This is a genomic window from Novosphingobium sp. FSW06-99, from assembly GCF_001519065.1.
GTDB lineage: Bacteria > Pseudomonadota > Alphaproteobacteria > Sphingomonadales > Sphingomonadaceae > Novosphingobium.
Map to the genome: position 1 here is coordinate 96161 of NZ_KQ954263.1, position 21964 is coordinate 118124.

Here is a 21964-nt window from a genome sequence, read left to right on the forward strand (position 1 = left end):
CTCCCGCCCGGTCAGACGCCCCAGATATCTGCGGCATATTCCCTGATCGTGCGATCGGATGAAAACCACCCGACATTGGCAATGTTGCGGATTGCGCTGACGCGCCAGGCGGTCTGGTCTTCCCAGCGGGCGTCGATCCCGCGCTGGGCGGCATGATAGGCATCGAAATCGGCGGCGACCATGAACCAGTCGCTGTCATAGAGCCCGCCCATCAGCCCGGCATAGCGATCGGGATCGTCGGGGCTGAACACGCCGCTGGCGATCGCCGAGATGGCCTGGCGCAATTCGCGCGAGGCCTCGATCACCGCGCGCGGGTTGTAGCCCTCGGCGCGGGTCTTGGCGACTTCCTCGGCGGTCAGGCCGAAAATGGCGATGTTGTCGTCGCCCACGCGATCCTTGATCTCGATATTGGCGCCGTCGAGCGTGCCGATGGTCAACGCGCCGTTGAGCGCGAATTTCATGTTGCCGGTGCCCGAGGCTTCCATTCCGGCGGTCGAGATCTGTTCCGACAAGTCGGCGGCGGGGATCAGCCGTTCGGCCAGCGAAACATTGTAATTGGGCACGAACACGACCTTGAGCAGGCCGCCGACCGAGGGATCGGAATTGATCCGGCGGGCGATGTCGTTGGCCAGTTTGATGATCAGCTTGGCGTTGTGATAGCTCGATGCCGCCTTGCCGCCGAAGATCTTGACGCGCGGCACCCAGTCGCGTTCGGGATGGCTGCGGATCTGGTCATAGAGCGCGACCGTTTCGATCAGATTGAGCAATTGCCGCTTGTATTCGTGGATACGCTTGATCTGCACGTCGAACAGCGCGTCGGGATCGATGCGCACCCCGGTCAATTGCTTGAGATGCGCGGCCAGCGCCACCTTGTTCGACCGCTTGACCTCGGCAATGCGCTCGCCAAGCTGGGCATCGGTGGCCAGCGCGTTGAGATCTGTCAGCTTTTCGGCGTCATCGAGGAAGGCATCACCGATCGCGTCGCGGATCACCCCGGCCAGGCCGGGATTGCATTTCAGCAGCCAGCGGCGCGGGGTTACCCCGTTGGTCTTGTTGTTGATGCGCGTGGGGTAGAGCGCGTGAAGATCGGCGAACACCGTCGTCTTCATCAGTTCGGTGTGCAGCGCGGCGACGCCGTTGACACTGTGCGCGCCGACAAACGCCAGGTTGGCCATGCGCACGCGGCGTTCGCCATGTTCGTCGATCAGGCTGATCGCGGAAATCCGCGCATCGTCCAGCCCGGCACGGCGCGCCTCGCGCAGTACCCGGCTGTTGATCGCATAGATGATCTGCATGTGGCGCGGCAGCAGCCGTTCGAACAGCGGCAGCGGCCAGGATTCGAGCGCCTCGGGCAGCAAGGTGTGGTTGGTATAGCCGATCGTCCGCTTGGTGACGTCCCATGCCTCGTTGAATTCCAGGCCATGGACATCGACCAGCAGGCGCATCAGTTCGGCCACCGCCACCGAAGGGTGGGTGTCGTTGAGCTGGACCGCCGCCTTGTCGGCCAAAGTGCGCACATCGCCATGAAACTGCACATGGCGGCGCACGATGTCCTGGATCGAGGCCGAGGTAAAAAAGAACTCCTGCCGCAGGCGCAGTTCCTGGCCCGAGGCGGTGTTGTCGGCGGGGTAGAGCACGCGCACCAGCGCATCGGCGCGTGCCTCTTCGACCAGCGCGCCGACATGGTCGCCCGCGTTGAACCGGTCGAGCCGGATCGGATCGAGCGCGCGCGCGGTCCACAGCCGCAGCGTGTTGACCCAGGCACCGCGCCAGCCGACCACCGGCGTGTCATAGGCGCTGGCTTCGACTTGTTCGGCGGGCTGCCATTCGACCGCTTCGCCGCGATCGACCACTTCGCCGCCGAACCCGATCAGATAGGCACTTTCCCGGCGCGGAAACTCCCAGGGATTGCCGTGGCTCAGCCAGGTTTCGGGCAGTTCGACCTGCCAGCCATCATCGATGCGCTGGCGGAACATGCCGTTCTTGTAACGGATGCCATAGCCATAGGCGGGGATGCCCAGGCTGGCGAGGCTTTCCATGAAACAGGCCGCCAGCCGGCCCAGGCCGCCGTTGCCCAGCGCCGCATCGGGTTCCAGGTCTTCCAGCGCGGCCAGGTCGAACCCGTGTTCGCGCAGTGCCTTTTCCATTTCGCGCGTCATGCCCATGTTGGACAGCGCGTCGCGCAACAGCCGCCCGATCAGGAATTCGAGGCTGAGGTAATAGACCCGCTTGCCGCCGTTGTCGTAATTGTGGCGGGTCGATTCCATCCACACATCGATGATCGCATCGCGCAGGGTATAGACCGTTGCGGTGTACCAGTCGTGCGGCTTGGCCGCGCGTTCGTCCTTGCCCACCCGATGGCGCAGCACGTCGATGATATGCACATCAATGTCGGCGGCCTTCGAGCGCGGGCTCATCGGGATATCAAGGCTCATGCAACGCGGCTCCTGGCAAAGGTCTGCCGCATGGCCGGGCGCACAGCGCCAGCCCGGCGGCACAACGGGTGTTCATGACCTTTCCGAACGCTGCATCGCCCGTGCAAACACGACCGACACCGCCAGCACCCCATCCCGACGTATGGGTAGGACAGCTTTCGCCGGGCTTTCAAGCAGACAATCGATCTGCCGAAAAATAATGCGCCGCTGGTTGGCATAGGCGGTTTCGTTGCATCCCCATTTTTCCCGATCCGACAGGTACCACCCCGACGGATGCTGGCAAGAATGCATTCGTATCGCTCATTCGTATGCCCGTGCGCGCCTGGCGCGCCCGCGGCGCGGGCCCTGAACCGAGCCGCAACCTTTTTAAGGCGAAACACACCTTTTTAACGGCACGCGGCGTGGCTGTGGATGGGTCAAATTGCGTATGGGCCGTGCCGCATTGCGGCATAATCTGGCATCTCAACGAACCGAGATGAGGGGCACCATGCGCGTTCAAAAACTTATCCATGTCGAGCCAACGGTTGTCGCCAAGATGCGCTCGATTATCCAATGTCAAAAGCCCGAAGTGATCCAGAGCCATTTCGGCATCGGCCTCAACACCTGGGTCAAATTGCGCGAAGGCAAGGCGATCCGCCATTCGGTGGCACAGCGCCTGTTGCAGCGGTTGCAGCGCGATGCGGTGATCTGACGCGGGATGGTACGGGGCCGCGCTTCGGCGCGTGATGTGATTGATCGGGCGGGAGGATCGGGGAACGTCCATTAAGTGATCGGCATGATAGGGGTTGTACTGGCATCGTTTGCAGTGCAGACATCTCCGGCGGTTTGCCGGGGCTGAGACAATTCGGCCCGGAATTGAGCGGGGTCGAATACACAGGACATGAACGGGACCGGATCGGTGCGGACCGGAAGGCTCGGCGCGTTGGTCGTCGGTGCGCTTGCCGGGGCGGTGCTGGCCGTTTCGCGGCGCGGTCGTGCTCCGGCCACGCCCGTCGGGACGGCACTTGTGCCGCCGCTTGCTCCCGATCTTGCCAGTCTGCCCGATCTTACCAGTCTACAACGCGAACGCGACGCCGCCGAAGCGGCCAATGCCGCCAAGAGCCGTTATCTTGCCAATGTCAGCCATGAGATCCGCTCGCCGCTGAACGCGATCTATGGCTATGCGCAATTGCTTGAACGCGGCGCAAACATCGACACGGTCGAAGCCGCGCGGGTAATCCGGCGCAGCGCCGAACATCTGACCGACCTGGTCGAAGGCCTGCTCGACATTTCGCTGGTGGAAAATGGCGTCACGCGGGTATCGACCGACACCGTGCGGCTGCCCGCGTTCATCGATCAGGTCGATCGCATGTTCCGTCCGGCGGCCGCCGCCAAGGGCCTGGCGTTCCGCACAGAGATTACCGGGCGCCTGCCCGACTATGTTCGCACCGACCAGAAACGGCTGCGCCAGGCGCTGATCAACCTGATCGCCAACGCGATCAAATATACGCAAACCGGCGAAGTCGTGCTGGCGGTGCGCTATGCCGCGCAGATCGCGGTGTTCGAAGTGCGCGACACCGGCCCTGGCATCGCACCCGAATCGCGCGAGGCGATCTTTGCGCCGTTCGATCGCGGGGTCGAGGGCGCGCGGGGCGGGGGGATCGGGCTGGGTCTGCCGATCACTCGCGCGATCGTGCAGATCCTGGGCGGTGAACTGGAACTCGATAGTGAACCGGGGCGCGGATCGTGCTTTCGCGTGCGGGTGATGCTGGGCCAGGTGGTCGGGCATCGCGATGGTCCCGGTGAGGCGCCGGGGCGGCCTGCGCGCGTGGCGACCGGCTATCTCGGCCCGCGGCGGTCGATTCTGGCCGCCGACGACGATCCGCGCCAGCTTGCCTTTGTGCGGCAGGTGCTGGGCGATCTGGGGTTCGACGTGGTGGCCGCGCCCGATGGCGAGACCGCGCTGGCCATCGCGCGGGCGCGTCGGTTCGATCTTGCCCTGCTCGATATCGCGATGCCGGGCTGGTCGGGCTGGGAAACCGCCGCCGCCTTGCGCAAGCTTGGCGGGGCGGACATGCGGATCGTCATGCTGTCAGCCAACGCGCACGAACGGCATGGGCAGTCCGATCCCACCGACCTGGCCGCGCATGACCGGTTTCTGGTCAAACCCGTCGAGATCGATACGCTGGCGGATACCATTGGTGAATTGCTGGGGCTGACCTGGACTTTTGCCGAGGCACCGCCGGCCGCCCCCGAAACCCCGGCGCAAGCTGCCGAGGCAGAGCACGCCGCCTTGCCCGACGCCGCCCGCGAGCATGTCGAGGCCTTGCGCGAACGCGTGCGGATCGGCCACGTGCGCGGGATCGAGGCGGAAATCCGCGCACTCGAAGGCATGGTCGGGGCAGATCATCCGCTCGTGCCCAAACTCTATGATTGCCTCGACCGCTTCGATCTTTCGGGGCTTGCCCGCATGCTGGAAAAGGCCTGATCATGACCGACGCAATGCTCCACCGCGATACGGTGCTGGTGGTCGACGACCAGCCCGAATCGCTGCGGATGGTGACCGATACGCTTGAAGGCAGCGGCATTTCGGTGCTGGTGGCGACCTCGGGACAGGCCGCGCTCGATCTGATGGGCCATATCGTGCCTGATCTGGTGCTGATGGATGCGGTGATGCCGGGCATGGACGGGTTTGCCGCCACCGCGCGGATCAAGGCCAATCCTGCCACCCGCCACGTGCCGGTGATTTTCATGACCGGCCTGACCGAAAGCGAACACGTGGTCGAAGGCTTCGCGGTCGGTGGCGTGGACTATGTGCGCAAGCCGGTCAACGTGAACGAGTTGCTCGCGCGGGTGCGGTTGCACCTGGGCACCGCGCGTGCAGTGCAGGCCAGCACGATCGGACTCGATGCCACCGGGCGGATGATGCTGGCCACCGATCTGGCGGGGCGGCTGTTGTGGTGTTCACCGCTGGCGCAACGCGCGATCGCGCGGCTTGAACCGGGCTGGACCAGCGACCTTGGCGCCTTGCCCGATGCGGTGCGTCAGACGGTCGAACGGTTGTTGCAGCGGCGGGATGCCCCCGGCACCTCGCTGCGGATCGATTTTCGCGAGGAAACCGGCGACTATGCGCTCGAACTGGTGTTGATCGCGCAATATCGCGAAAACGAGGTGCTGATCCGGCTCGACGCGTTCGATCCGGCTGGCGATGCGGCGCGGTTGCAGACGCGGCTGGGCCTGACCGAGCGTGAGGCCGAAGTGCTGTTGTGGATCAGCTATGGCAAATCCAACGCGGATATCAGTGATGTGTTGGAAATCAGCCCGCGCACGGTGCAAAAGCACCTGGAACGCATTTATGAAAAGCTGGGCGTGGAAACCCGCGCCGCCGCCGCCGCCATGGCGATCCGTTCGGCGGAAACCTGATCCTCCCCGTCGCCGGGGAGGATCATGGCATCACTTCTTCTTGGCAGCGATCGCTTCGATTTCGATCAGGAAATAGGGGCCGGCCAGCGCGGCAACCTGAAACGCCGAGCGCGCCACCGTGGTGGGGTTGTCGGTGGTCTTGAAGAATTGCAGAAAACCCGCATTGGCGCCCGCGAAGTCGAGCTTGCCCAGCTTTGGATCGGGCGCGATGAACAGCGTCAGCTTGACCAGATCGGCCATCGTATAGCCCTTGCTTTCCAGCAGGGCCTTGATCTTCGTCAGCGCACCGATCGTCTGGGTCTTGGTATCGCCCATGTCGTCGAACGACTTCACATCGGCAAATGTCTTGTTCGGGTCGATCGGCGATGCCAGTTGCCCCGACAGGAAAAACAGGTCGGTTCCCGCCTTGACTTCGGCGCCATCGAGAATCGGCGATTTGGGATTGCTCTGATACTTGGTGACCTGGGCCATCGCAGGGTTGGCGCACAGCAGTGCGGCCGTCAGCGCGGTGCCGACAACAGCTCCGATAACGGCGCGAAACAGGGGCTTTTCAGGCATGGGCAATCCTTTTTCAGGGGTTGGTCGGAAGGCGTTACTCTAGAATCAAATCGCACAAATGCCATCCATCAGGATCAGCGCGATTTATGAGATTTTCGCAAGCGCCTTTCCGAGGCGCCAAAGCACAGACTATGCCCGGTGTGGTTACGCAGAACGGCGTATGGGCAAAGCGGTTCTGCGATCGCAGGGCTGTGCGAAGGGGAGTTTGACAGATTGGTGGGGGTAGTTTTCAAATGTCCGGGTGGGGGTCGCAGCGGACCTGGAACCAGATGCGAGTGAGATCGGCAGGAATGATCAAAAAACACAAGACTGGGCTGGTTGCCCTGGCCGCGGTAACGCTGGTGGCCTCGGCAACCCTGGCGTCACCGGGTTTTGCCCAGGATCGCCCCGGGCCCGGCGGCAATGCGACCGTCGACGACAGCGGCAAGGAGGTGTTCGAACAGATCTGCGCCGCCTGCCATATGGCCGATGCCAAGGGCGGGGGCGAGGCGGGTGCCCGCGTGCCTGCGCTGGCGGGCAACAAGAACCTGGCCAACAAGGATTATCCGATCATCATCCTGCTGAAAGGGCGGGGTGGCATGCCGTGGTTTACCGACATTCTGACCAAGCCGCAGATCGCGGCGGTGATCACCTATGTCCGCGGCCATTTCAACGATTACAAGGACCCGGTGACAGTCGCCGATATCGACCGGATCGGTTCGACCAATCCCCCGGTGCCCGATTGCAACTGCGGCCACTGATCCCCCCCATGCATGCAAAGGACATTTGATGACCGATCCGCTGTTTGTTCCGCCGACCCGCCGCCAGTTGCTGACCATGATCGGCAAGGCGGGCGGTGCCGCCGCTTTGTATCAGGCGATGACCGTGTTCGGCCATGCCGCCGAAAGCCAGTTCAACGGCCCGCCCAAACTGTCGGGCGCGCGCAAGGGCAGCACCGTGCTGGTGCTGGGCGCGGGCGTGGCTGGGATGCTGGCCGCCTATGAGCTGACCAAGGCCGGTTACAATGTGCAGATCCTCGAATTTCAGGATCGCACCGGGGGCCGCAACTACAGCGTGCGCGGCGGTGATACCATCAACGAGCTGGGCTCGACCCAGACCGTCCAGTTTGCCCCGGGCAACTATCTCAACCCCGGTCCCTGGCGCATTCCCTATCACCACCGCACCGTGCTGCATTACTGCAAGGAGCTGGGGGTAGAGCTGGAACATTTCGCGCAGCTAAACTTCAACGCGATGACCCATCGCAAGGACGCCTATGGTGGCAAGCCGCAGCGGTTCCGCGACCTCTATGTGGATTACAAGGGCCATGTCGCCGAATTGCTGGGCAAATCGCTCAACGCCGGCGCGCTCGACACCACGGTGACCGCCGAAGACAAGGCCAAATTGCTTGAAGCGATGCGCGACTGGGGCGTGCTCGACAAGAACATGGCCTATACCAAGAGCGTGAAAGTCGGCGAACAGCGCGGCTGGGACCGGCCGCCGGGCGGCGGCGTGAACGGCGCGCCGATCCCCAACGAGGTGGGCACGCTGTCCGACACGCTGTCGACCCAGGTGTGGAAAGAAATCGGCTTCTACACCGAAGAAGTCATGCAGGCGACAATGTTCCAGCCCAAGGGCGGGATGGATCATATCGGCAAGGCCTTCACCGCCAAAGTCGGCCATCTCGTCCGGCTGGGCACGCGGGTGACCAAGATTGCCCAGGATACCAAGGGCGTGACGGTCGACTGGACCGATGCGAAGACCGGCGCCGCCGGGCAAAGCAAGGCCGACTGGCTGGTCTGCACGATCCCCGCGACCATTCTGGGCCAGCTCGATATCCAGGTGTCGACGGCCAAGAAGGCGGCAATCCGCAGCCTGCCTTATGGCAATTCGGTCAAGATCGGGCTCGAAATGAAGCGCCGTTTCTGGGAAACCGACTATGCCATCTATGGCGGGCATTCGTTCACCGATCAGGATATCAGCCTGATTTCCTATCCCACCGGCAATTGGTTCGGCGATGGCCCGGCGGTCCTGCTGGGCGCCTATCCGTTCGGCATCGGCGCCTACCGTCTGGCCGGGATGACGCCGGAAAAGCGCATTGCCGCCGCGCTGGACCAGGGCTCGGTGTTCCACCCGGCCGAATACAAGTCGGAATATCTGTCGGGCGCCTCTGTCGCGTGGAGTCGCATGCCGTGGATTCTGGGCTGCTGTGCCACGTGGACCGAGGAAAGCCGCGCGGCGCATTACCAGGATCTGGTGTCGCTCGACGGGCGTATCGTGCTCGCCGGTGAGCATTGCTCATACTACGGTTGCTGGCAGGAAGGCGCGCTGCTGTCTTCGATCGATGCGATCACGCGCCTGCATCAGGCCGCCAGCGCCGCCTGAGGCGATGGCGGCAGCGTCGGGACGGGGTGTCCCGACGCTGCCTGGTCCGCCTGTCACGGCACCGCGACAGGGCCAGGGTTCACCCGCGCGGCCGTGAACGTGCGGACCGATAATGCTTCGCAAAATACTCCCGAACCCCGATTGCCACAAGCGGCAGTCGGGGTTTTGCGATGCCGGCTGTACGCCGGACTGCGCCGCCCGGGCAAAAAAAGAGCCGCTCGAAAGCGGCTCTGTAAAGTTTGGGAGAGGATGCCTGAAAGGCAGTTTCCGTATGCGTCAGGGGGTGGTTTTGCGCAAGTGCGAAACAGGCAATTACAAATGCGAAAAACGCAACCGTTCAATTGAACTGCTTGACACCGCGTTTACCGCATTCTGCGAGCGCAATAAATTATGTTTTATATCAATAGTTTCACACGTATGCGTAATATGCGCTGACCGGCTTGGTCGTGCGTCTTGTGCAATCGCCTGGTTCGGCAATCCTTTTCCTGATTCCGGCTGGCTGCGTTGCGTCATGGCCTTTGCGGCGCGCGTCGGCCGGCGAAGAGGCGAATCGCGGTCGCAAAGGAGGTTGCCAAGGATCGCGTCAGGCTGCAGCTAACGCGCTTTCCAGGAGACCAGCCCATGAGATCTGCCATGACTCGCATCCGTCCAACCCGCCTGCTTGCCACCGTGGCGACGCTTGGCGCCATCACGCTCGCCCCGGTCGCGCGCGCGCAGACCGTTCCGACCGACGCCGAGGCGGCGCAGGCGCTCGATCTGGCGATGAAGGAAATCGCCATCCGCTCGGTGCAGGGGGAAGGCAATCGCACGGGTGACGTCGCGGCGGTGATCAAGGCGCGGCTGGTGGCATCGGGCTGGGCGCCGGGCGATGTGGTGATCACCCCACGCGGGCAGACCGCGACTTTGGTGGCGACCTGGACCGGGACTGACCCCAAGCTGAAACCACTGGTGCTGTCGGGCCATATGGACGTGGTCGAGGCCAAGCGGGCCGACTGGGTGCGCGATCCGTTCGGCCCGGTGATCGAGGATGGCGTGCTCTATGGGCGGGGCGCCACCGACATGAAATTCGACGGCGCGCTGATGGTGTCGGCGCTGATCGATTTGCGCGCGCATGGCTACAAGCCGCACCGGACGATCGTGGTGGCGTTTTCGGGCGATGAAGAGACCGTGATGGCCACCAGCGACGCGCTGGCGCACGAATTGAAGAATGCCGATCTGGTGATCAATGCCGATGGTGGCGGCGGTACCTTTGCCGACGGCACCGACAAGCCGTTGTACTGGCTGTGGGATGGCGATGAAAAGGCCTATGCCGACTATCAGCTTGAAGTGACCAATCCCGGCGGCCACAGTTCCGAACCGCGCCCCGACAACGCCATCGTGCAATTGGCGCAGGCGCTGGTCAAACTGGGCGTATACCAGTTTCCCGCCGAACAGAACGTGTTGACCAAGGGCTGGTTCGAACGCGCCGCCGCGTTCGAGGCGGACCCGGCCAAGGCGGCGGCGATGCGCGCCTTTGCCGCAAATCCGCACGACACGGCGGCGCTGGCCATTCTGCGCGCCGATCCCGAGATGGTCGGCCGCACCGGCACGACGTGCGTCGCCACCATGCTGTCGGGCGGCCATGCGCTCAACGCGTTGCCGCAGCGTGCCACCGCCAACATCAATTGCCGCATTTTCCCCGGCCACACCCGCGCCGAGATCATGGCGCAATTGCAGGCGGCGGTAGGGGCGGATGTCGTGCACGTGACCGATGTGACCGAAGGGTCGATCACCCCGCCGGTGACCCCGCTGCGCGCCGATTTCGTGGCGGCGGCCGAAAAGGCGATCCACGCGGCCTGGGGCAAACAGATTGCGGTGATCCCCAACCAGGCCTCGGGCGGGTCGGATTCGATGTTCTATCGCGCGCTGGGCATTCCGGCCTACAACGCCAGCCCGGTGTTCACGCGCACCGACGAACAGTTCAGCCACGGGCTGAACGAACGTGTCCGGCTGGTCAACGTGAAGCCCGCACTGACGTATTACTTCACGCTGATTCCGGAACTGACGCGGTAGATAAGGGCGCCAACCTAATCCCCTATCGTCATCCCGGGCTTGACCCGGGATCCCGCTTTCCTGTTCGCGCAATAGAGTCCTCATGGAGCGGCGCCAATCCGGCCTCACGCGCCAAAGGAAAGCTGGATCCCGGGTCAAGCCCGGGATGACGACAAGTGCACGTCAGCGCATTTGGGCATTGTCCCGCGTCATTCGAAGCCGAGAAACTTGACCTGGTCGGCCAGCGCGACGCGTTCGCGCGGGAAATGGTTGACCGGCGCCTCGTCATCGCGCCAGCCGATGGCCAGCCCGCAGAACAGCATGGTGTCGTCCGACAGGCCAAGGTGCGCCTTGATCGTGCGGCCATAAGTGCCCATGTATTCCTGCGGGCAACTGTCGAGCCCTTCGCCGCGCAGCAGCAGCATGATCGTTTGCAGCCACATGCCGACATCCGACCACTGCGGTTCCTTCATGAACTTCGGAAAATGGCACAGCAGCAGCACCGGCGCGCCGAACGAAACCAGGTTGGCCTTCACGAAATCGGTGCGCGCGGCCTTGTCCTCGCGCTTGACTTGCAGGGCGCCGTACATCGCCGCGCCGACTGCCTGCAGCCGCGCCTGATACTGCGGGTACTGGCCCGGCGCCGACCAGTCATATTCCGCCGGATCATCGGGTTGCGCGGCCAACAGCACGTCCTGCAGCGCCTTGAGCGGCGCACCGGTCAGCACAACGGCCTCCCACGGCTGATAGTTGCATCCCGAGGGGGTGAAACGGGCCTGATCGAGCACGCGTTCGATCGTGGCGAGCGGCACCGGCTGGTCAAGGAATTCGCGCACCGAACGGCGCGTGGCAACGGCTTCGGCAATATTCATGGTCTCTCCGGTCGATTTCAATAGCAACTTGCAACCGATACTATGGTGCTCGCGCCACATTGCAATGGCCGGTTTGGTCATTTTGGCGGCGGCATCAGACTGTCGATCTGCGCCCGCGCGATCACCCCGGCCTCTTGCGCGGAGAAACAGCCGGGCGACAGGCACAGTTCCAGCCACAGCCCGTCGACCACTGCCGCCAGCGTGATCGACGCCAGCCGCAGCCGATCTGGCGCGACGCCGCAGGCATCCAGCATTTCGGTCAGGCGCGCGCGATAGGCGGCATATTGGTCATCGTGCTGGCGGGCGATATCGGCGCGCGCGCTCACCAGGCTCCAGAACGCGATCCACGTGGCCAACAGCGCGCGATCGGCAATCGGCGGCGCAAAGCTGGCGGTGACAAAGGCATCGAGCCGCGCGCGCGGGTCGGTCCCGGCGGCGGCCACGGCAACCTCCATCGCGGCGCGCACGGTCTGATCGACATCGGCATAAGTCGCGGCGATCAGCGCCTCGATCCCGGTGAAATAGTGCGTGATCAGCCCCGGCGACACGCCCGCTTCGCGCGCGATCACGCGCACGCTGGTGCCCGCCGCGCCTTCGCGTGCCAGCACGCGCGCACAGGCCGCGATCAGGCTTTGGCGGCGCACATCGGGTTCGGCGCGGCGGGGGATCGGGGCAGTGGTCACTTGCGCTTCCTGTTTATTGTTGTACGATCGTGCAATAACATGATCGGGGTGAGCATTTCCATGGCCGACTTTGCCAGCACGTTCCAGGACATCGCATCGGACAGCGGCGACCCCGATGCGGACTGGAGCCTGCCCGGCTGGATCTACACCGATCCCGAATTCCACCAGTTGGAAATCGAACGGATCATCCGCCCGTCGTGGCAGATCGTGTGCCATGACAGCGATCTGGCGCAGCCCGGCCAGTGGCGGCGTATCGATTATGTCGGGGAAAGCGTGATCGTGGTGCGCGGCGAAGACGGCACGATCCGCGCCTTTGCCAATGTCTGTCGCCACCGCGCGATGCGGTTGGTCGAAGGCGAGGCGGGGTGTGCCCGCAAATTCGTCTGTCCCTATCACGCCTGGACTTATGAAAACGACGGGCGCCTGACCGGGGTGCCGATGAAATCGGACTATCCTTCGCTCGACATGCGCGACCATGGTCTGGCCCCGGTCGCGCTCGAAGTGTGGCACGGGTTCGTGTTCGTGCGGCTGGGCGATGCCGGTTTCCCGTCTGTGGCTGAGATGATGGCGCCGTTCGAGGACGAGATTGCGCCCTATCGGTTTGCGCAGATGCGCTGCGTGTCGGACCTGCGCGTGCGCGATCGCGCCCTCAACTGGAAGAACCTGGGCGACAACTATTCCGACAACCTGCACATTCCGGTGGCGCACGACGGCCTGTCGCGGCTGTTTGGCAAGAGCTATGAAATTGCCGCGCATGGCTGGGCCGACCGGCTGAAAGGCGATCTGGTCGATCGGCCGTCGGACAATTTCTGGGAAGCGTTTTACCAGAAGCATCTGCCCGCTGTGCCGCACTTGCCCGCCGCTGCGCAACGCCGCTGGCTCTATTACAAGCTGTGGCCCAACATGGCGTTCGACATCTATGCCGATCAGATCGATTTCATGCAGTGGATCCCGACCGGGCCGACCACCTGCGTCTTGCGCGAAATGGTCTATGCGCTGCCCGATACGCGGCGCGAAATGAAACTGGCGCGCTATGCCAACTGGCGCATCAACCGGGTGGTCAACCGCGAAGACACCTGGTTGATCGAACGCGTGCAGCAGGGCATGGCCAGCCGGACCTATGGCGCGGGTCCGATCGGGCGCAGCGAAGTGTGCCTGCGCAGCTTTGCGCACAAGATCCGCACGCTGATCCCGCAGGCGCGCCTGCACCATGCCCCGGCCCGCGGCTGGAGCCACACCTGATCCGTCCCGGACGGACCGTACCACTAGATGGAGAGATCGATGACCAACCGCTATGACGCCATCATTATCGGCGGCGGCCATAACGGCCTGACTTGCGCGTTCTACCTCGCCCGGGCGGGGATGCGGGTGCGCGTGCTCGAACGTCGGCATATCGTTGGCGGCGCGGCGGTGACCGAGGAATTCCATCCCGGTTTCCGCAATTCGACCGCCAGTTATACCGTCAGCCTGCTGCGCCCCAAAGTCATTGCCGACATGAAACTGCACGATCGCGGCTATCGCGTGATTGAGCGCACGATCTCGAATTTCTTTCCGTTTGCCGATACGTATCTGAAACTTGGCGGCGGTGCAGACCGCACGCGGGCCGAATTCGCGCGGTTCTCGCAGACCGATGCCGATGCCTATCCGCGCTATGACGCGGCGCTGGAAAAAGTCGCCCAAGTGCTGCGCGATCTGGCGCTGCAGACCCCGCCCAATGTCGGCGGCGGGTTCGGTGCGCTGGCGGCGGCGGCCAAGCAGGGCTGGCCGCTGGCAAAGCTCGACATTGCGACGCAACGCGACGTGCTCGACATCTTTACCAAGTCGGCGCGCGATTTCCTCGATGGCTGGTTCGAGGACGATCATGTCAAATCGGCGTTCGCGTTCGATGCGGTGGTGGGCAATTTTGCCGGGGTGTCGACGCCGGGTTCGGCCTATGTGCTGCTCCATCACGTATTCGGCGAAGTGAACGGCAAATTGGGCGCGTGGGGCCATGCGGTGGGCGGCATGGGCTCGATCACCCAGGCGATGGCGGCGGCCTGCGTCGAACAGGGCGTCGAAATCAGCCTGGAATCGCCGGTCGACAAAGTGCTGGTGAACAACGGCAAGGCGCAAGGCGTGAAACTGGTCGGCGGCGAAGAGCTCTATGCGCCGATCGTGGCGGCCAATGTCGGCCCCGCCATGCTCTATCGCCAGATGGTCGATGCCAGCGATCTCGACGAAGATTTCAACCGCCGCATCAAGGGCTTCAAGACCGGATCGGGTACTTTCCGGATGAATGTCGCGTTGTCGGAATTGCCCGATTTCAGTGTCTTGCCGGGCAAGGCCCAGGCCGAACACCATACCGCCGGGATCATCATCGCGCCGGGGCTGGATTATATGGACAAGGCGTTCGACGATGCCAAAGCGCAGGGCTGGTCGCGCGAACCGATTGTCGAGGTCAAGATTCCCTCGACTGTCGATGACAGCCTGGCCCCGCCGGGCGCGCATGTCGCCAGCCTGTTCTGCCAGCAATTTGCGCCCGAATTGCCCGACGGACAATCGTGGGACGATGTGCGTGAAGACGTTGCCGACCTGATCATCAACACCATCGATGCACATGCGCCGAATTTCAAACAGAGCGTGATCGCGCGCCAGATCCATTCGCCGCTCGATCTTGAACGCAAGTTCGGCCTGATCGGCGGCGACATTTTCCACGGCACAATGGGGCTCGACCAATTGTGGGCGGCGCGCCCTGTGCTCGGCCACGGCGATTACCGGTCGCCCATCAAGGGGCTCTACATGTGCGGATCGGGCACGCATCCGGGCGGCGGCGTGACCGGCGCGCCGGGGCACAATGCCGCGCATGAAATCATCCGCGATCGCTCGATCCTGTGGAAGGCGCTGCATCGCGCACGGTAAGGCTCAGGCGGGGGCGGTGGCGAGCCGTTGCCCCCGCCGCACCGCCCAATAGATCGGCAAGCCGCAGGCCAGCAGCCCCGCGCCATAGGCCATCGCCTCCAGCCCCAGGCCCCAGGTCGCCCAGGCCGAGAACACCGCGCCAAACAGCGCCACCGGCACGATCAGGCGTTCGCCGGGCAGCAGCCGGATCGCCGCGAGCATGGTCATGGCATAAGTCAGCATCCCGGCGGCCAGGCTGACCGAGGCGATGAACTGAAACAGATCGCCCATGCCGCGCCCGAAATTGAGCAAGGTGACCGCGCTGAGCAACAGGCTGGACACCACATGCCCGCGCGCGGGCGTGCCGTTGCGGCTTTCGGCGGCGAACCATTGCGGAAACACGCCGCCGCGCGCCATCGCCCAGGGCATTTCGCCCTGCAGCAGGATAAACCCGTTGAGCGCGCCGAACGCGCTGATCGCGGCGAACACCGCGACGATGCCGCCCACCGCGCCGCCAAAATGCCGGCCCAGAAACGCTGCCACCGGCGCGGGCGAGCCGGCCGCCGCCGCGATCGGCATATAGCCCTGAAATGCCAGCGAAATGCCCAGGAAGATGGCGCCCGACAGCACCGTGCCGACCAGCGTCGCCATGGGCACCACACGCGCGGCATGTTCGACTTTGTCGGCGGGCACAGTCGCCGATTCTATGCCCAGAAAGGCCCAGAAACACAGGCCTGCCGCCGCCGCGATATTCCCCCCGGTGATCGGCACGGGGGTCTGCACGATCGGCGGCGTGCCCGACAGCCACAGCCACCCCGCCAGGCCGATCACGGCCAACAGCGGCACCGATTTGACCAGCGTGGTCACCAGCGTCAGATCGCCCGCACCACGCACGCCGCGAATGTTGACCAGTGTCAGCACCCACACGCAGCCGACCGCCATGATCGCGGGCAGCCCCGGCACATGCCCGATCGCCGGGATCACCCCCGACAAGGCGCTGACCACTGCGACCGCCAGCGCGCCATTGCCCGCCCACAGCAGGATCCAGTAACTCCACGCGGTAACAAACCCGGCGAACGGCCCGAACGCGGCCTGGACATAGCCATAGGGACCGCCCGCCATCGGTGTCTTTGCGCCCAGCCGCGCAAACACCAGCGCCATCGCCAGCGCCGCCGCGCTGGTGACAATCCACCCGATCAACTGGTTTGCGCCCAGCGGGGCCAATGTCGCGGGCAGCAGATAGACGCCCGATCCGATCAGATTGCCCACCACCAGCGCCAGCGCCATCCACGGCCCCAGCCCGCGCGGTTTGTCCGATGTCTGCGCCAACCCGGTCCCTCCCTGCCAATATGGCAGACTAGCACCGGTTTGGCGGGCGTCTATTCCCAACTGCGGTTACGCAGCGCCTCGCTCAGCATCTTGCGCCGGGCGAACTTGCCGGCCAGGTGCGAATGGAAAAACCATGGCATCGCGCGCGCCGGCAACAGGCCATAGGCGATTTTTTCCCACCCGTTCCAACTGACCGCGTTGGAATTGGTGCGGCGGGGCGATGGGAAGCAATAGTGGTGCCGGTCATAGATCGACGGGCCCTTGTCCATCATCCGCACCATGATCTCGTGGTCTTCGAGCACATAGGGCCAGATCGCGCTGTCGAACCCGCCAACGCTGCGGAACAAGTCCAGCCGCCAGGCCTGCGCATAAGTGCCGGCATGGCATTTGCGCGGCATGATCCAGCGGGCGAACAGCACGCGGCGCAACCGCCGCCGGGCCCTGCCGCTGTGGGGCGGGGCATAGATGTCGATCGCCATTGCGCTGGTCGCGGTGGGGTTGGCGTCAAACAGCGCCAGGCAGCGCGACACATAGTGCGGCGGATAGATCGTGTCGGCGTTGAGAAAGCCGATAAATTCGCCCTGCGCCAGCGTGATGCCCTTCATCAGCGCGGGCACGACGCCGGGGGTGTCTTCATCGACATGGGTATAGTCGATGTCGCTGGCGGCCAGAAACTGTTCGACCAGCGCGGGCGAGCTGTCGTTCGACCGGTTGTTGACGATCACCAGCCGGAAATCGCGCGTATCCTGCGCGGCGATCGCGCGCAGCGTCGGCAGGATGTAATTTTCTTCGTTGTAATAAGGCAGGACCAGCGTGATCCGCTTTGGCAGTGACGTCACATCGATCCTTTGCCCAGGCTACGGGTGTCTGTGCCGAAAACCGCCTTTCGGGAGCGGGCCGGTGCCGACTCCCCGCAAAAGATGCAACAAAGACTTTACGGCTTGTCGAGCACGTAGCCGAGCGAGCGCACCGTGCGCAAGGGATAGCCTGCACCGACATCGCGCAGCGCGCGGCGCAACCGGCTGACCCAGGCATCGACCGTGCGCTCGTCGATCGGCTGCCCCTGCTTGCCCAGCGCGGCGATCAGTTGTGCGCGCGAAAAGACATTGCCGGGCTGTTCCATCAGATAGCGCAACAGGCGAAACTCGTTGGGCATCAGCGGCACCGGTTTGTCCTTCCAGCGCGCCTGCAACGCCGCCAGATCGAGCGACAGATCACCCAGGCGCAGCGTGCGCGTGGGCAGATCGGTGTCGGGCAATTGCAGCGACAGCACGCGGTCGAGCACGGTTGATCGGTCGATCGGCCCGACCAGATAGTCATCGGCACCTGCGCGCAAGGCACGGCGCTTGGCCTCTGCCTCGTCTTCTTCGAGCACCATCGTCACATGCGCCGCCTCGGTCTGCGGGTCGCAGCGCAGGCGGCGGCACAGTTCCAGCCCCGACAGATCGGGCAACACCCAATCGACAAAGGCCCACGGCTTGCCATCGAGCAAAGGCAGCGGGGCATCGCCCAGCCACGTGTGGAACACGACGCGCAGATCGCCGTGAAGAAAGTTGTCGTCGCCACCGGACAGGGCGCCGGTGACCAGGATATCAATCTGCCGCATCGGATCCTGTCGTCTGGTTGCAAGGGCGAATGTCATGCGCCACCCATGTCGCGGTAATGTGACCGGTGCATGACGATCGACAAGGACTTGCCTTTACAGGCCGCAACGGCTTTGTTCAGCGCGCGGCGATAGACAGAACAAGCCGCGCATTCTGGAGAGGCGGGCGATGCACGGGGCGATTTTCGGTGAATTTGCAGGGACCATGGTGCTGTTGCTGTTCGGCAACGGGGTGGTCGCCAATGTCGTGCTCGATCGGTCCAAGGGCAAGGATGGCGGGTGGATGGTGATTGCCACCGGCTGGGGTTTTGCGGTGTTCTGCGGCATTGTCACCAGCCTGGCGGTGGGCGGGGTGGCGCACCTGAACCCTGCGGTCACGCTGGCCAGCGCGATCGTGTCGGGCGATTACAGCCATGTCGTGCCCTATATCGGCGCGCAACTGGCAGGCGCAGTGTTGTCCGGGCTGCTGGTCTGGCTGGTCTATCTGCCGCACTGGGCTTCGTCCGATCCCGATAGCAAGCTGGCGGTGTTCTGCACCCAGCCGGCGATCCGTTCGACCGGCAGCAACGCGCTGAGCGAACTGATCGTGACTGCCGTGCTGATCGTGGTGGGCATGGCGCTGGCGTCAAAAGGTTTTGTCGGCACCGGCTTGGCGCCGGGCATGGGGCCGTTTTTCTGGGGCATTCTGGTATGGGGGGTGGGCCTCTCGCTGGGCGGGCAAACCGGCTATGCGATCAATCCCGCGCGCGATCTGGGCCCGCGCATCGCGCACTGGCTGTTGCCGATCGCGGGCAAGCGCGATTCGGACTGGGGCTATGCCTGGGTGCCGGTGCTGGCGCCGATGGCGGGCGCAGGGCTGGGTGCACTGATCGTGCGTGCCACCGGCATCGCCTGAATCCTCCCCGTGCCGGGGAGGGGGACCAGCGAAGCTGGTGGAGGGGGCGTGCCTCCTGGCGCAGGCATCGCGTGGGGCACTGCCCCTCCACCACCCTTCGGGCGGTCCCCCTCCCCGGCACGGGGAGGACAAAAAAGGGGCGGTCGTTGCCGACCGCCCCTTTTTTCGGATTTATGGTACGCCGTATCAGCCGACGCGTTCGGCCAGCACTGTCAGCCCGGTGGTGCTGACTTCGGCGAAACCGCCCTTGACCACGATGTCTTCGGGTGTCGCACCGGCGGTGCGCCAGACGCGGATCACGCCGTCGTTGATCGTCGTGGTGAACGGCGCGTGGCCTTCCAGCACGCCGAATTCGCCTTCGGCGCCCGGCACGTTGACCATATGGACGTGTTCCGACAGCACGAGACGGGCCGGGGTGACGAGTTCAAACAGCAGCGGCATGGTCAATTCCTGGTGGTGCCCACCCCCGTTGCCGGGGGTGAAGGCCGGTCTTGTCAGGCTTCGTCGGCCAGTTTCTTTGCCTTGGCGATCGCTTCTTCGATCCCGCCGACCATGTAGAACGCGGCTTCGGGCAAGTGATCGTATTCGCCGTCGACCACCGCCTTGAACGAACGCACGGTGTCTTCGATCTGCACGAACTTGCCGGGGATGCCGGTGAACACCTCGGCGACGTGGAACGGCTGCGACAGGAAACGCTGGATCTTGCGCGCGCGGGCAACGGTCAGCTTGTCCTCTTCGGACAGTTCGTCCATCCCCAGAATGGCGATGATGTCCTGCAGCGACTTGTACTTCTGCAGGGTTTCCTGAACGCGGCGGGCGGTGGCGTAATGTTCGTCACCCACGATGCGCGGTTCGAGCACGCGGCTGGTCGAATCGAGCGGGTCCACCGCCGGATAGATGCCGAGTTCCGAAATCGCGCGGTTGAGCGTGGTGGTCGCGTCAAGGTGCGCGAACGAGGCGGCCGGCGCAGGGTCGGTCAAGTCGTCGGCCGGCACGTAGATCGCCTGGACCGAGGTGATCGAGCCCTTGTTGGTCGAGGTGATGCGTTCCTGCAACTGGCCCATGTCGGTGGCCAGCGTCGGCTGATAGCCCACCGCCGAAGGAATACGGCCGAGCAGCGCCGACACTTCCGAACCGGCCTGGGTAAAGCGAAAGATGTTGTCGACGAAGAACAGCACGTCCTGGCCTTCGACGTCGCGGAAATATTCCGCCATCGTCAGACCCGACAGCGCAACGCGGGCGCGGGCGCCCGGCGGTTCGTTCATCTGGCCGAACACCAGCGCCACTTTCGACCCTTCGGAGGTCGCCTTGCCGTCGGCATCCTTGGCGATGACCCCGGCGTCGAGGAATTCGTGATAGAGGTCGTTGCCTTCGCGGGTGCGTTCACCCACCCCTGCAAACACCGACACGCCGCCGTGGCCCTTGGCGATGTTGTTGATCAGTTCCTGGATCAGCACGGTCTTGCCCACGCCCGCGCCGCCGAACAGGCCAATCTTGCCGCCGCGCGCATATGGCGCAAGCAAGTCGATGACCTTGATCCCGGTGACCAGGATCGCCGATTCGGTCGACTGGTCGATGAATTCGGGGGCCTTGGCATGGATCGGTGCGAACGTTTCGGCGCCGACCGGGCCGTTGTCGTCGATCGGTTCGCCGATCACGTTGAGAATGCGGCCCAGCGTCTTGGGACCGACCGGCACGGTGATCTGGGCGCCGGTGCTGCGCACCGGCTGGCCACGGGTCAGACCGTCGGTCGAGTCCATGGCGATCGTGCGCACGGTGCCTTCACCAAGGTGCTGTGCCACTTCGAGCACGAGGCGGTTGCCGTTGTTGTCGGTTTCGAGCGCGGTCAGGATCGCGGGCAATTCGCCTTCGAACGCCACGTCAACGACGGCGCCGATGACCTGGCTGATCTTGCCGGTAGAGGAGAGCACGGTGGCCATGGATGTTTCCTTGCGTTCTTATCGTTACGTCAGAGCGCTTTCGCGCCCGTCAATTCAGATGCCGCTACAGCGCTTCCGCGCCCGCGATGATTTCGATCAGTTCGGTGGTGATCGCGGCCTGGCGGCTGCGGTTGTACTGGATGGTCAGCTTCTTGATCAGTTCACCGGCGTTGCGCGTGGCGTTGTCCATCGCGGTCATCGATGCGCCCTGTTCGCTGGCCATATTTTCCAGCAGCGCGCCGAAAATCTGGTTGCGCAGATACCGCGGCAGCAAATCGGCCAGCACGGTTTCCTCATCGGGTTCATAGGTCACCACCGCGCCGTCGGTCACCGCCAGCTTGGGCGTGGGCACCGGCACGATCTGCTGTTCGGTCGGTTCCTGCACCAGCGCGCTCTTGAACTTGCCGAAGAACAAGTGCGCGACATCGAACTTGCCCGCATCGTACAGCGCCAGCAATTCGGCGGAAATCGCCTCGGCCTCGGCAAAGCCGGGCTCGCGCACTTGCGTCGTGTCGAACGCGCCAAGGATCGCGTTGGGATAGTCGCGGCGGATCGGCGCACGGCCCTTGCGCCCGACCAGATAGAACAGCACCGTCTTGCCTTCGGCGGCCAATTCGCGCGCGCGCAGCTTGGCGGCCTTGACGATGTTGGCGTTGAACGCGCCGCACAGCCCGCGATCGGAATTGGCGACGACCAGCAGATGCACCTGATCCTTGCCGGTTCCCGCCAGCAGGCGCGGCGAATTGTCGCTCAGCACCACCCGGCTGGCCAGGCTGCCGACCACGCTGGCCAGACGCAGCGCATAGGGTCGCGCGGCCTCTGCCGAGGCCTGCGCCTTGCGCAGCTTGGCCGCGGCGACCATCTGCTTGGCCTTGGTGATCTTCTGGGTCGATTTGACCGAGTTGATCCGGCCTTTAAGTTCCTTCAGCGAGGCCACTCGTCGGCTCCCTTTTCACCGTCAAAGCGCGCTGACGGTAT

19 protein-coding genes are annotated in these 21964 nt (G+C 64.2%); 9 read left to right on the plus strand and 10 right to left on the minus strand.

The window, feature by feature from the left end:
• Window positions 1-11: 11 nt before the first annotated feature.
• Window positions 12-2435, minus strand: a complete 2424-nt coding sequence (locus AQZ49_RS18720) for a glycogen/starch/alpha-glucan phosphorylase (RefSeq protein ID WP_067619418.1) — start codon at window positions 2433-2435, stop codon at window positions 12-14.
• A gap of 535 nt (window positions 2436-2970) precedes the next feature.
• Here AQZ49_RS18720 and AQZ49_RS18725 point away from each other — a divergent pair.
• The 3 genes from AQZ49_RS18725 to AQZ49_RS18735 all read left to right on the plus strand — a co-directional run bounded on the left by AQZ49_RS18725 (window position 2971) and on the right by AQZ49_RS18735 (window position 5837).
• Window positions 2971-3126 (plus strand): hypothetical protein, encoded by a 156-nt coding sequence (locus AQZ49_RS18725; protein ID WP_231739312.1) that lies wholly within the window; start codon window positions 2971-2973, stop codon window positions 3124-3126.
• Window positions 3127-3315: 189 nt separating this feature from the next.
• Entirely contained in the window at window positions 3316-4902 is a 1587-nt protein-coding gene (locus AQZ49_RS18730) for an ATP-binding response regulator (RefSeq protein ID WP_067619422.1), read from the plus strand.
• Window positions 4903-4904: 2 nt separating this feature from the next.
• Window positions 4905-5837: a response regulator transcription factor gene (locus AQZ49_RS18735; protein WP_082701910.1), complete on the plus strand. Its 933-nt coding sequence runs from the start codon at window positions 4905-4907 to the stop codon at window positions 5835-5837.
• A gap of 30 nt (window positions 5838-5867) precedes the next feature.
• Here AQZ49_RS18735 and AQZ49_RS18740 read toward each other — a convergent pair whose 3' ends face one another.
• Window positions 5868-6395, minus strand: coding sequence for a Rid family hydrolase (locus AQZ49_RS18740; protein ID WP_067619425.1), 528 nt, complete (start codon window positions 6393-6395; stop codon window positions 5868-5870).
• 290 nt (window positions 6396-6685) lie between these two features.
• Here AQZ49_RS18740 and AQZ49_RS18745 point away from each other — a divergent pair, with 290 nt between their 5' ends.
• The 3 genes from AQZ49_RS18745 to AQZ49_RS18755 all read left to right on the plus strand — a co-directional run bounded on the left by AQZ49_RS18745 (window position 6686) and on the right by AQZ49_RS18755 (window position 10808).
• Entirely contained in the window at window positions 6686-7135 is a 450-nt protein-coding gene (locus AQZ49_RS18745) for a c-type cytochrome (protein WP_067619428.1), read from the plus strand.
• Window positions 7136-7163: 28 nt separating this feature from the next.
• Window positions 7164-8756: a flavin monoamine oxidase family protein gene (locus AQZ49_RS18750; RefSeq protein ID WP_067619431.1), complete on the plus strand. Its 1593-nt coding sequence runs from the start codon at window positions 7164-7166 to the stop codon at window positions 8754-8756.
• Window positions 8757-9389: 633 nt separating this feature from the next.
• Entirely contained in the window at window positions 9390-10808 is a 1419-nt protein-coding gene (locus AQZ49_RS18755) for a M20/M25/M40 family metallo-hydrolase (protein ID WP_231739313.1), read from the plus strand.
• A gap of 188 nt (window positions 10809-10996) precedes the next feature.
• Here AQZ49_RS18755 and AQZ49_RS18760 read toward each other — a convergent pair whose 3' ends face one another.
• Both AQZ49_RS18760 and AQZ49_RS18765 read right to left on the minus strand, forming a co-directional pair.
• Complete coding sequence (locus tag AQZ49_RS18760) at window positions 10997-11659, minus strand: nitroreductase (RefSeq protein ID WP_067619445.1); 663 nt, start codon at window positions 11657-11659, stop codon at window positions 10997-10999.
• Between the two features lie 77 nt (window positions 11660-11736).
• Window positions 11737-12342 (minus strand): TetR family transcriptional regulator C-terminal domain-containing protein, encoded by a 606-nt coding sequence (locus tag AQZ49_RS18765; protein WP_067619448.1) that lies wholly within the window; start codon window positions 12340-12342, stop codon window positions 11737-11739.
• Between the two features lie 60 nt (window positions 12343-12402).
• Between AQZ49_RS18765 and AQZ49_RS18770 the strand changes: the two genes are divergently transcribed.
• Together AQZ49_RS18770 and AQZ49_RS18775 are read left to right on the plus strand one after the other, a co-directional pair.
• Window positions 12403-13584, plus strand: coding sequence for an aromatic ring-hydroxylating oxygenase subunit alpha (locus AQZ49_RS18770; RefSeq protein WP_067619451.1), 1182 nt, complete (start codon window positions 12403-12405; stop codon window positions 13582-13584).
• A 39-nt stretch (window positions 13585-13623) separates the two neighbouring features.
• Entirely contained in the window at window positions 13624-15240 is a 1617-nt protein-coding gene (locus AQZ49_RS18775; protein WP_067619454.1) for a phytoene desaturase family protein, read from the plus strand.
• A 3-nt stretch (window positions 15241-15243) separates the two neighbouring features.
• Here the strand turns inward: AQZ49_RS18775 and AQZ49_RS18780 are convergent, their stop codons facing one another.
• The 3 genes from AQZ49_RS18780 to AQZ49_RS18790 all read right to left on the minus strand — a co-directional run bounded on the left by AQZ49_RS18780 (window position 15244) and on the right by AQZ49_RS18790 (window position 18154).
• Window positions 15244-16548, minus strand: coding sequence for an amino acid permease (locus AQZ49_RS18780; protein WP_231739314.1), 1305 nt, complete (start codon window positions 16546-16548; stop codon window positions 15244-15246).
• Between the two features lie 50 nt (window positions 16549-16598).
• On the minus strand, window positions 16599-17387 hold the full coding sequence (locus AQZ49_RS18785) for a glycosyltransferase family A protein (RefSeq protein WP_067619456.1): 789 nt from the start codon (window positions 17385-17387) through the stop codon (window positions 16599-16601).
• 95 nt (window positions 17388-17482) lie between these two features.
• Window positions 17483-18154, minus strand: coding sequence for a response regulator transcription factor (locus AQZ49_RS18790; protein ID WP_067619460.1), 672 nt, complete (start codon window positions 18152-18154; stop codon window positions 17483-17485).
• A gap of 166 nt (window positions 18155-18320) precedes the next feature.
• Between AQZ49_RS18790 and AQZ49_RS18795 the strand changes: the two genes are divergently transcribed.
• The gene (locus AQZ49_RS18795; protein WP_067619463.1) at window positions 18321-19046 is read left to right on the plus strand and encodes an MIP/aquaporin family protein; all 726 of its coding nucleotides are present in this window, start codon (window positions 18321-18323) and stop codon (window positions 19044-19046) included.
• 186 nt (window positions 19047-19232) lie between these two features.
• Here AQZ49_RS18795 and AQZ49_RS18800 read toward each other — a convergent pair whose 3' ends face one another.
• The 3 genes from AQZ49_RS18800 to AQZ49_RS18810 all read right to left on the minus strand — a co-directional run bounded on the left by AQZ49_RS18800 (window position 19233) and on the right by AQZ49_RS18810 (window position 21923).
• Window positions 19233-19487, minus strand: a complete 255-nt coding sequence (locus AQZ49_RS18800; protein ID WP_067619466.1) for an ATP synthase F1 subunit epsilon — start codon at window positions 19485-19487, stop codon at window positions 19233-19235.
• Between the two features lie 53 nt (window positions 19488-19540).
• On the minus strand, window positions 19541-20986 hold the full coding sequence (atpD, locus tag AQZ49_RS18805; RefSeq protein WP_067619469.1) for a F0F1 ATP synthase subunit beta: 1446 nt from the start codon (window positions 20984-20986) through the stop codon (window positions 19541-19543).
• Window positions 20987-21050: 64 nt separating this feature from the next.
• Window positions 21051-21923 (minus strand): F0F1 ATP synthase subunit gamma, encoded by an 873-nt coding sequence (locus AQZ49_RS18810; protein WP_067619473.1) that lies wholly within the window; start codon window positions 21921-21923, stop codon window positions 21051-21053.
• Window positions 21924-21964 lie beyond the last annotated feature (41 nt).

Coding starts and splice junctions, on each gene's coding strand:
- AQZ49_RS18720 (WP_067619418.1), bottom strand. CDS start 2,435: ATGAGCCTTGATATCCCGATGAGCCCGCGCTCGAAGGCCGCCGACATT.
- AQZ49_RS18725 (WP_231739312.1), top strand. CDS start 2,971: ATGCGCTCGATTATCCAATGTCAAAAGCCCGAAGTGATCCAGAGCCAT.
- AQZ49_RS18730 (WP_067619422.1), top strand. CDS start 3,316: ATGAACGGGACCGGATCGGTGCGGACCGGAAGGCTCGGCGCGTTGGTC.
- AQZ49_RS18735 (WP_082701910.1), top strand. CDS start 4,905: ATGACCGACGCAATGCTCCACCGCGATACGGTGCTGGTGGTCGACGAC.
- AQZ49_RS18740 (WP_067619425.1), bottom strand. CDS start 6,395: ATGCCTGAAAAGCCCCTGTTTCGCGCCGTTATCGGAGCTGTTGTCGGC.
- AQZ49_RS18745 (WP_067619428.1), top strand. CDS start 6,686: ATGATCAAAAAACACAAGACTGGGCTGGTTGCCCTGGCCGCGGTAACG.
- AQZ49_RS18750 (WP_067619431.1), top strand. CDS start 7,164: ATGACCGATCCGCTGTTTGTTCCGCCGACCCGCCGCCAGTTGCTGACC.
- AQZ49_RS18755 (WP_231739313.1), top strand. CDS start 9,390: ATGACTCGCATCCGTCCAACCCGCCTGCTTGCCACCGTGGCGACGCTT.
- AQZ49_RS18760 (WP_067619445.1), bottom strand. CDS start 11,659: ATGAATATTGCCGAAGCCGTTGCCACGCGCCGTTCGGTGCGCGAATTC.
- AQZ49_RS18770 (WP_067619451.1), top strand. CDS start 12,403: ATGGCCGACTTTGCCAGCACGTTCCAGGACATCGCATCGGACAGCGGC.
- AQZ49_RS18775 (WP_067619454.1), top strand. CDS start 13,624: ATGACCAACCGCTATGACGCCATCATTATCGGCGGCGGCCATAACGGC.
- AQZ49_RS18790 (WP_067619460.1), bottom strand. CDS start 18,154: ATGCGGCAGATTGATATCCTGGTCACCGGCGCCCTGTCCGGTGGCGAC.
- AQZ49_RS18795 (WP_067619463.1), top strand. CDS start 18,321: ATGCACGGGGCGATTTTCGGTGAATTTGCAGGGACCATGGTGCTGTTG.
- AQZ49_RS18800 (WP_067619466.1), bottom strand. CDS start 19,487: ATGCCGCTGCTGTTTGAACTCGTCACCCCGGCCCGTCTCGTGCTGTCG.
- atpD (WP_067619469.1), bottom strand. CDS start 20,986: ATGGCCACCGTGCTCTCCTCTACCGGCAAGATCAGCCAGGTCATCGGC.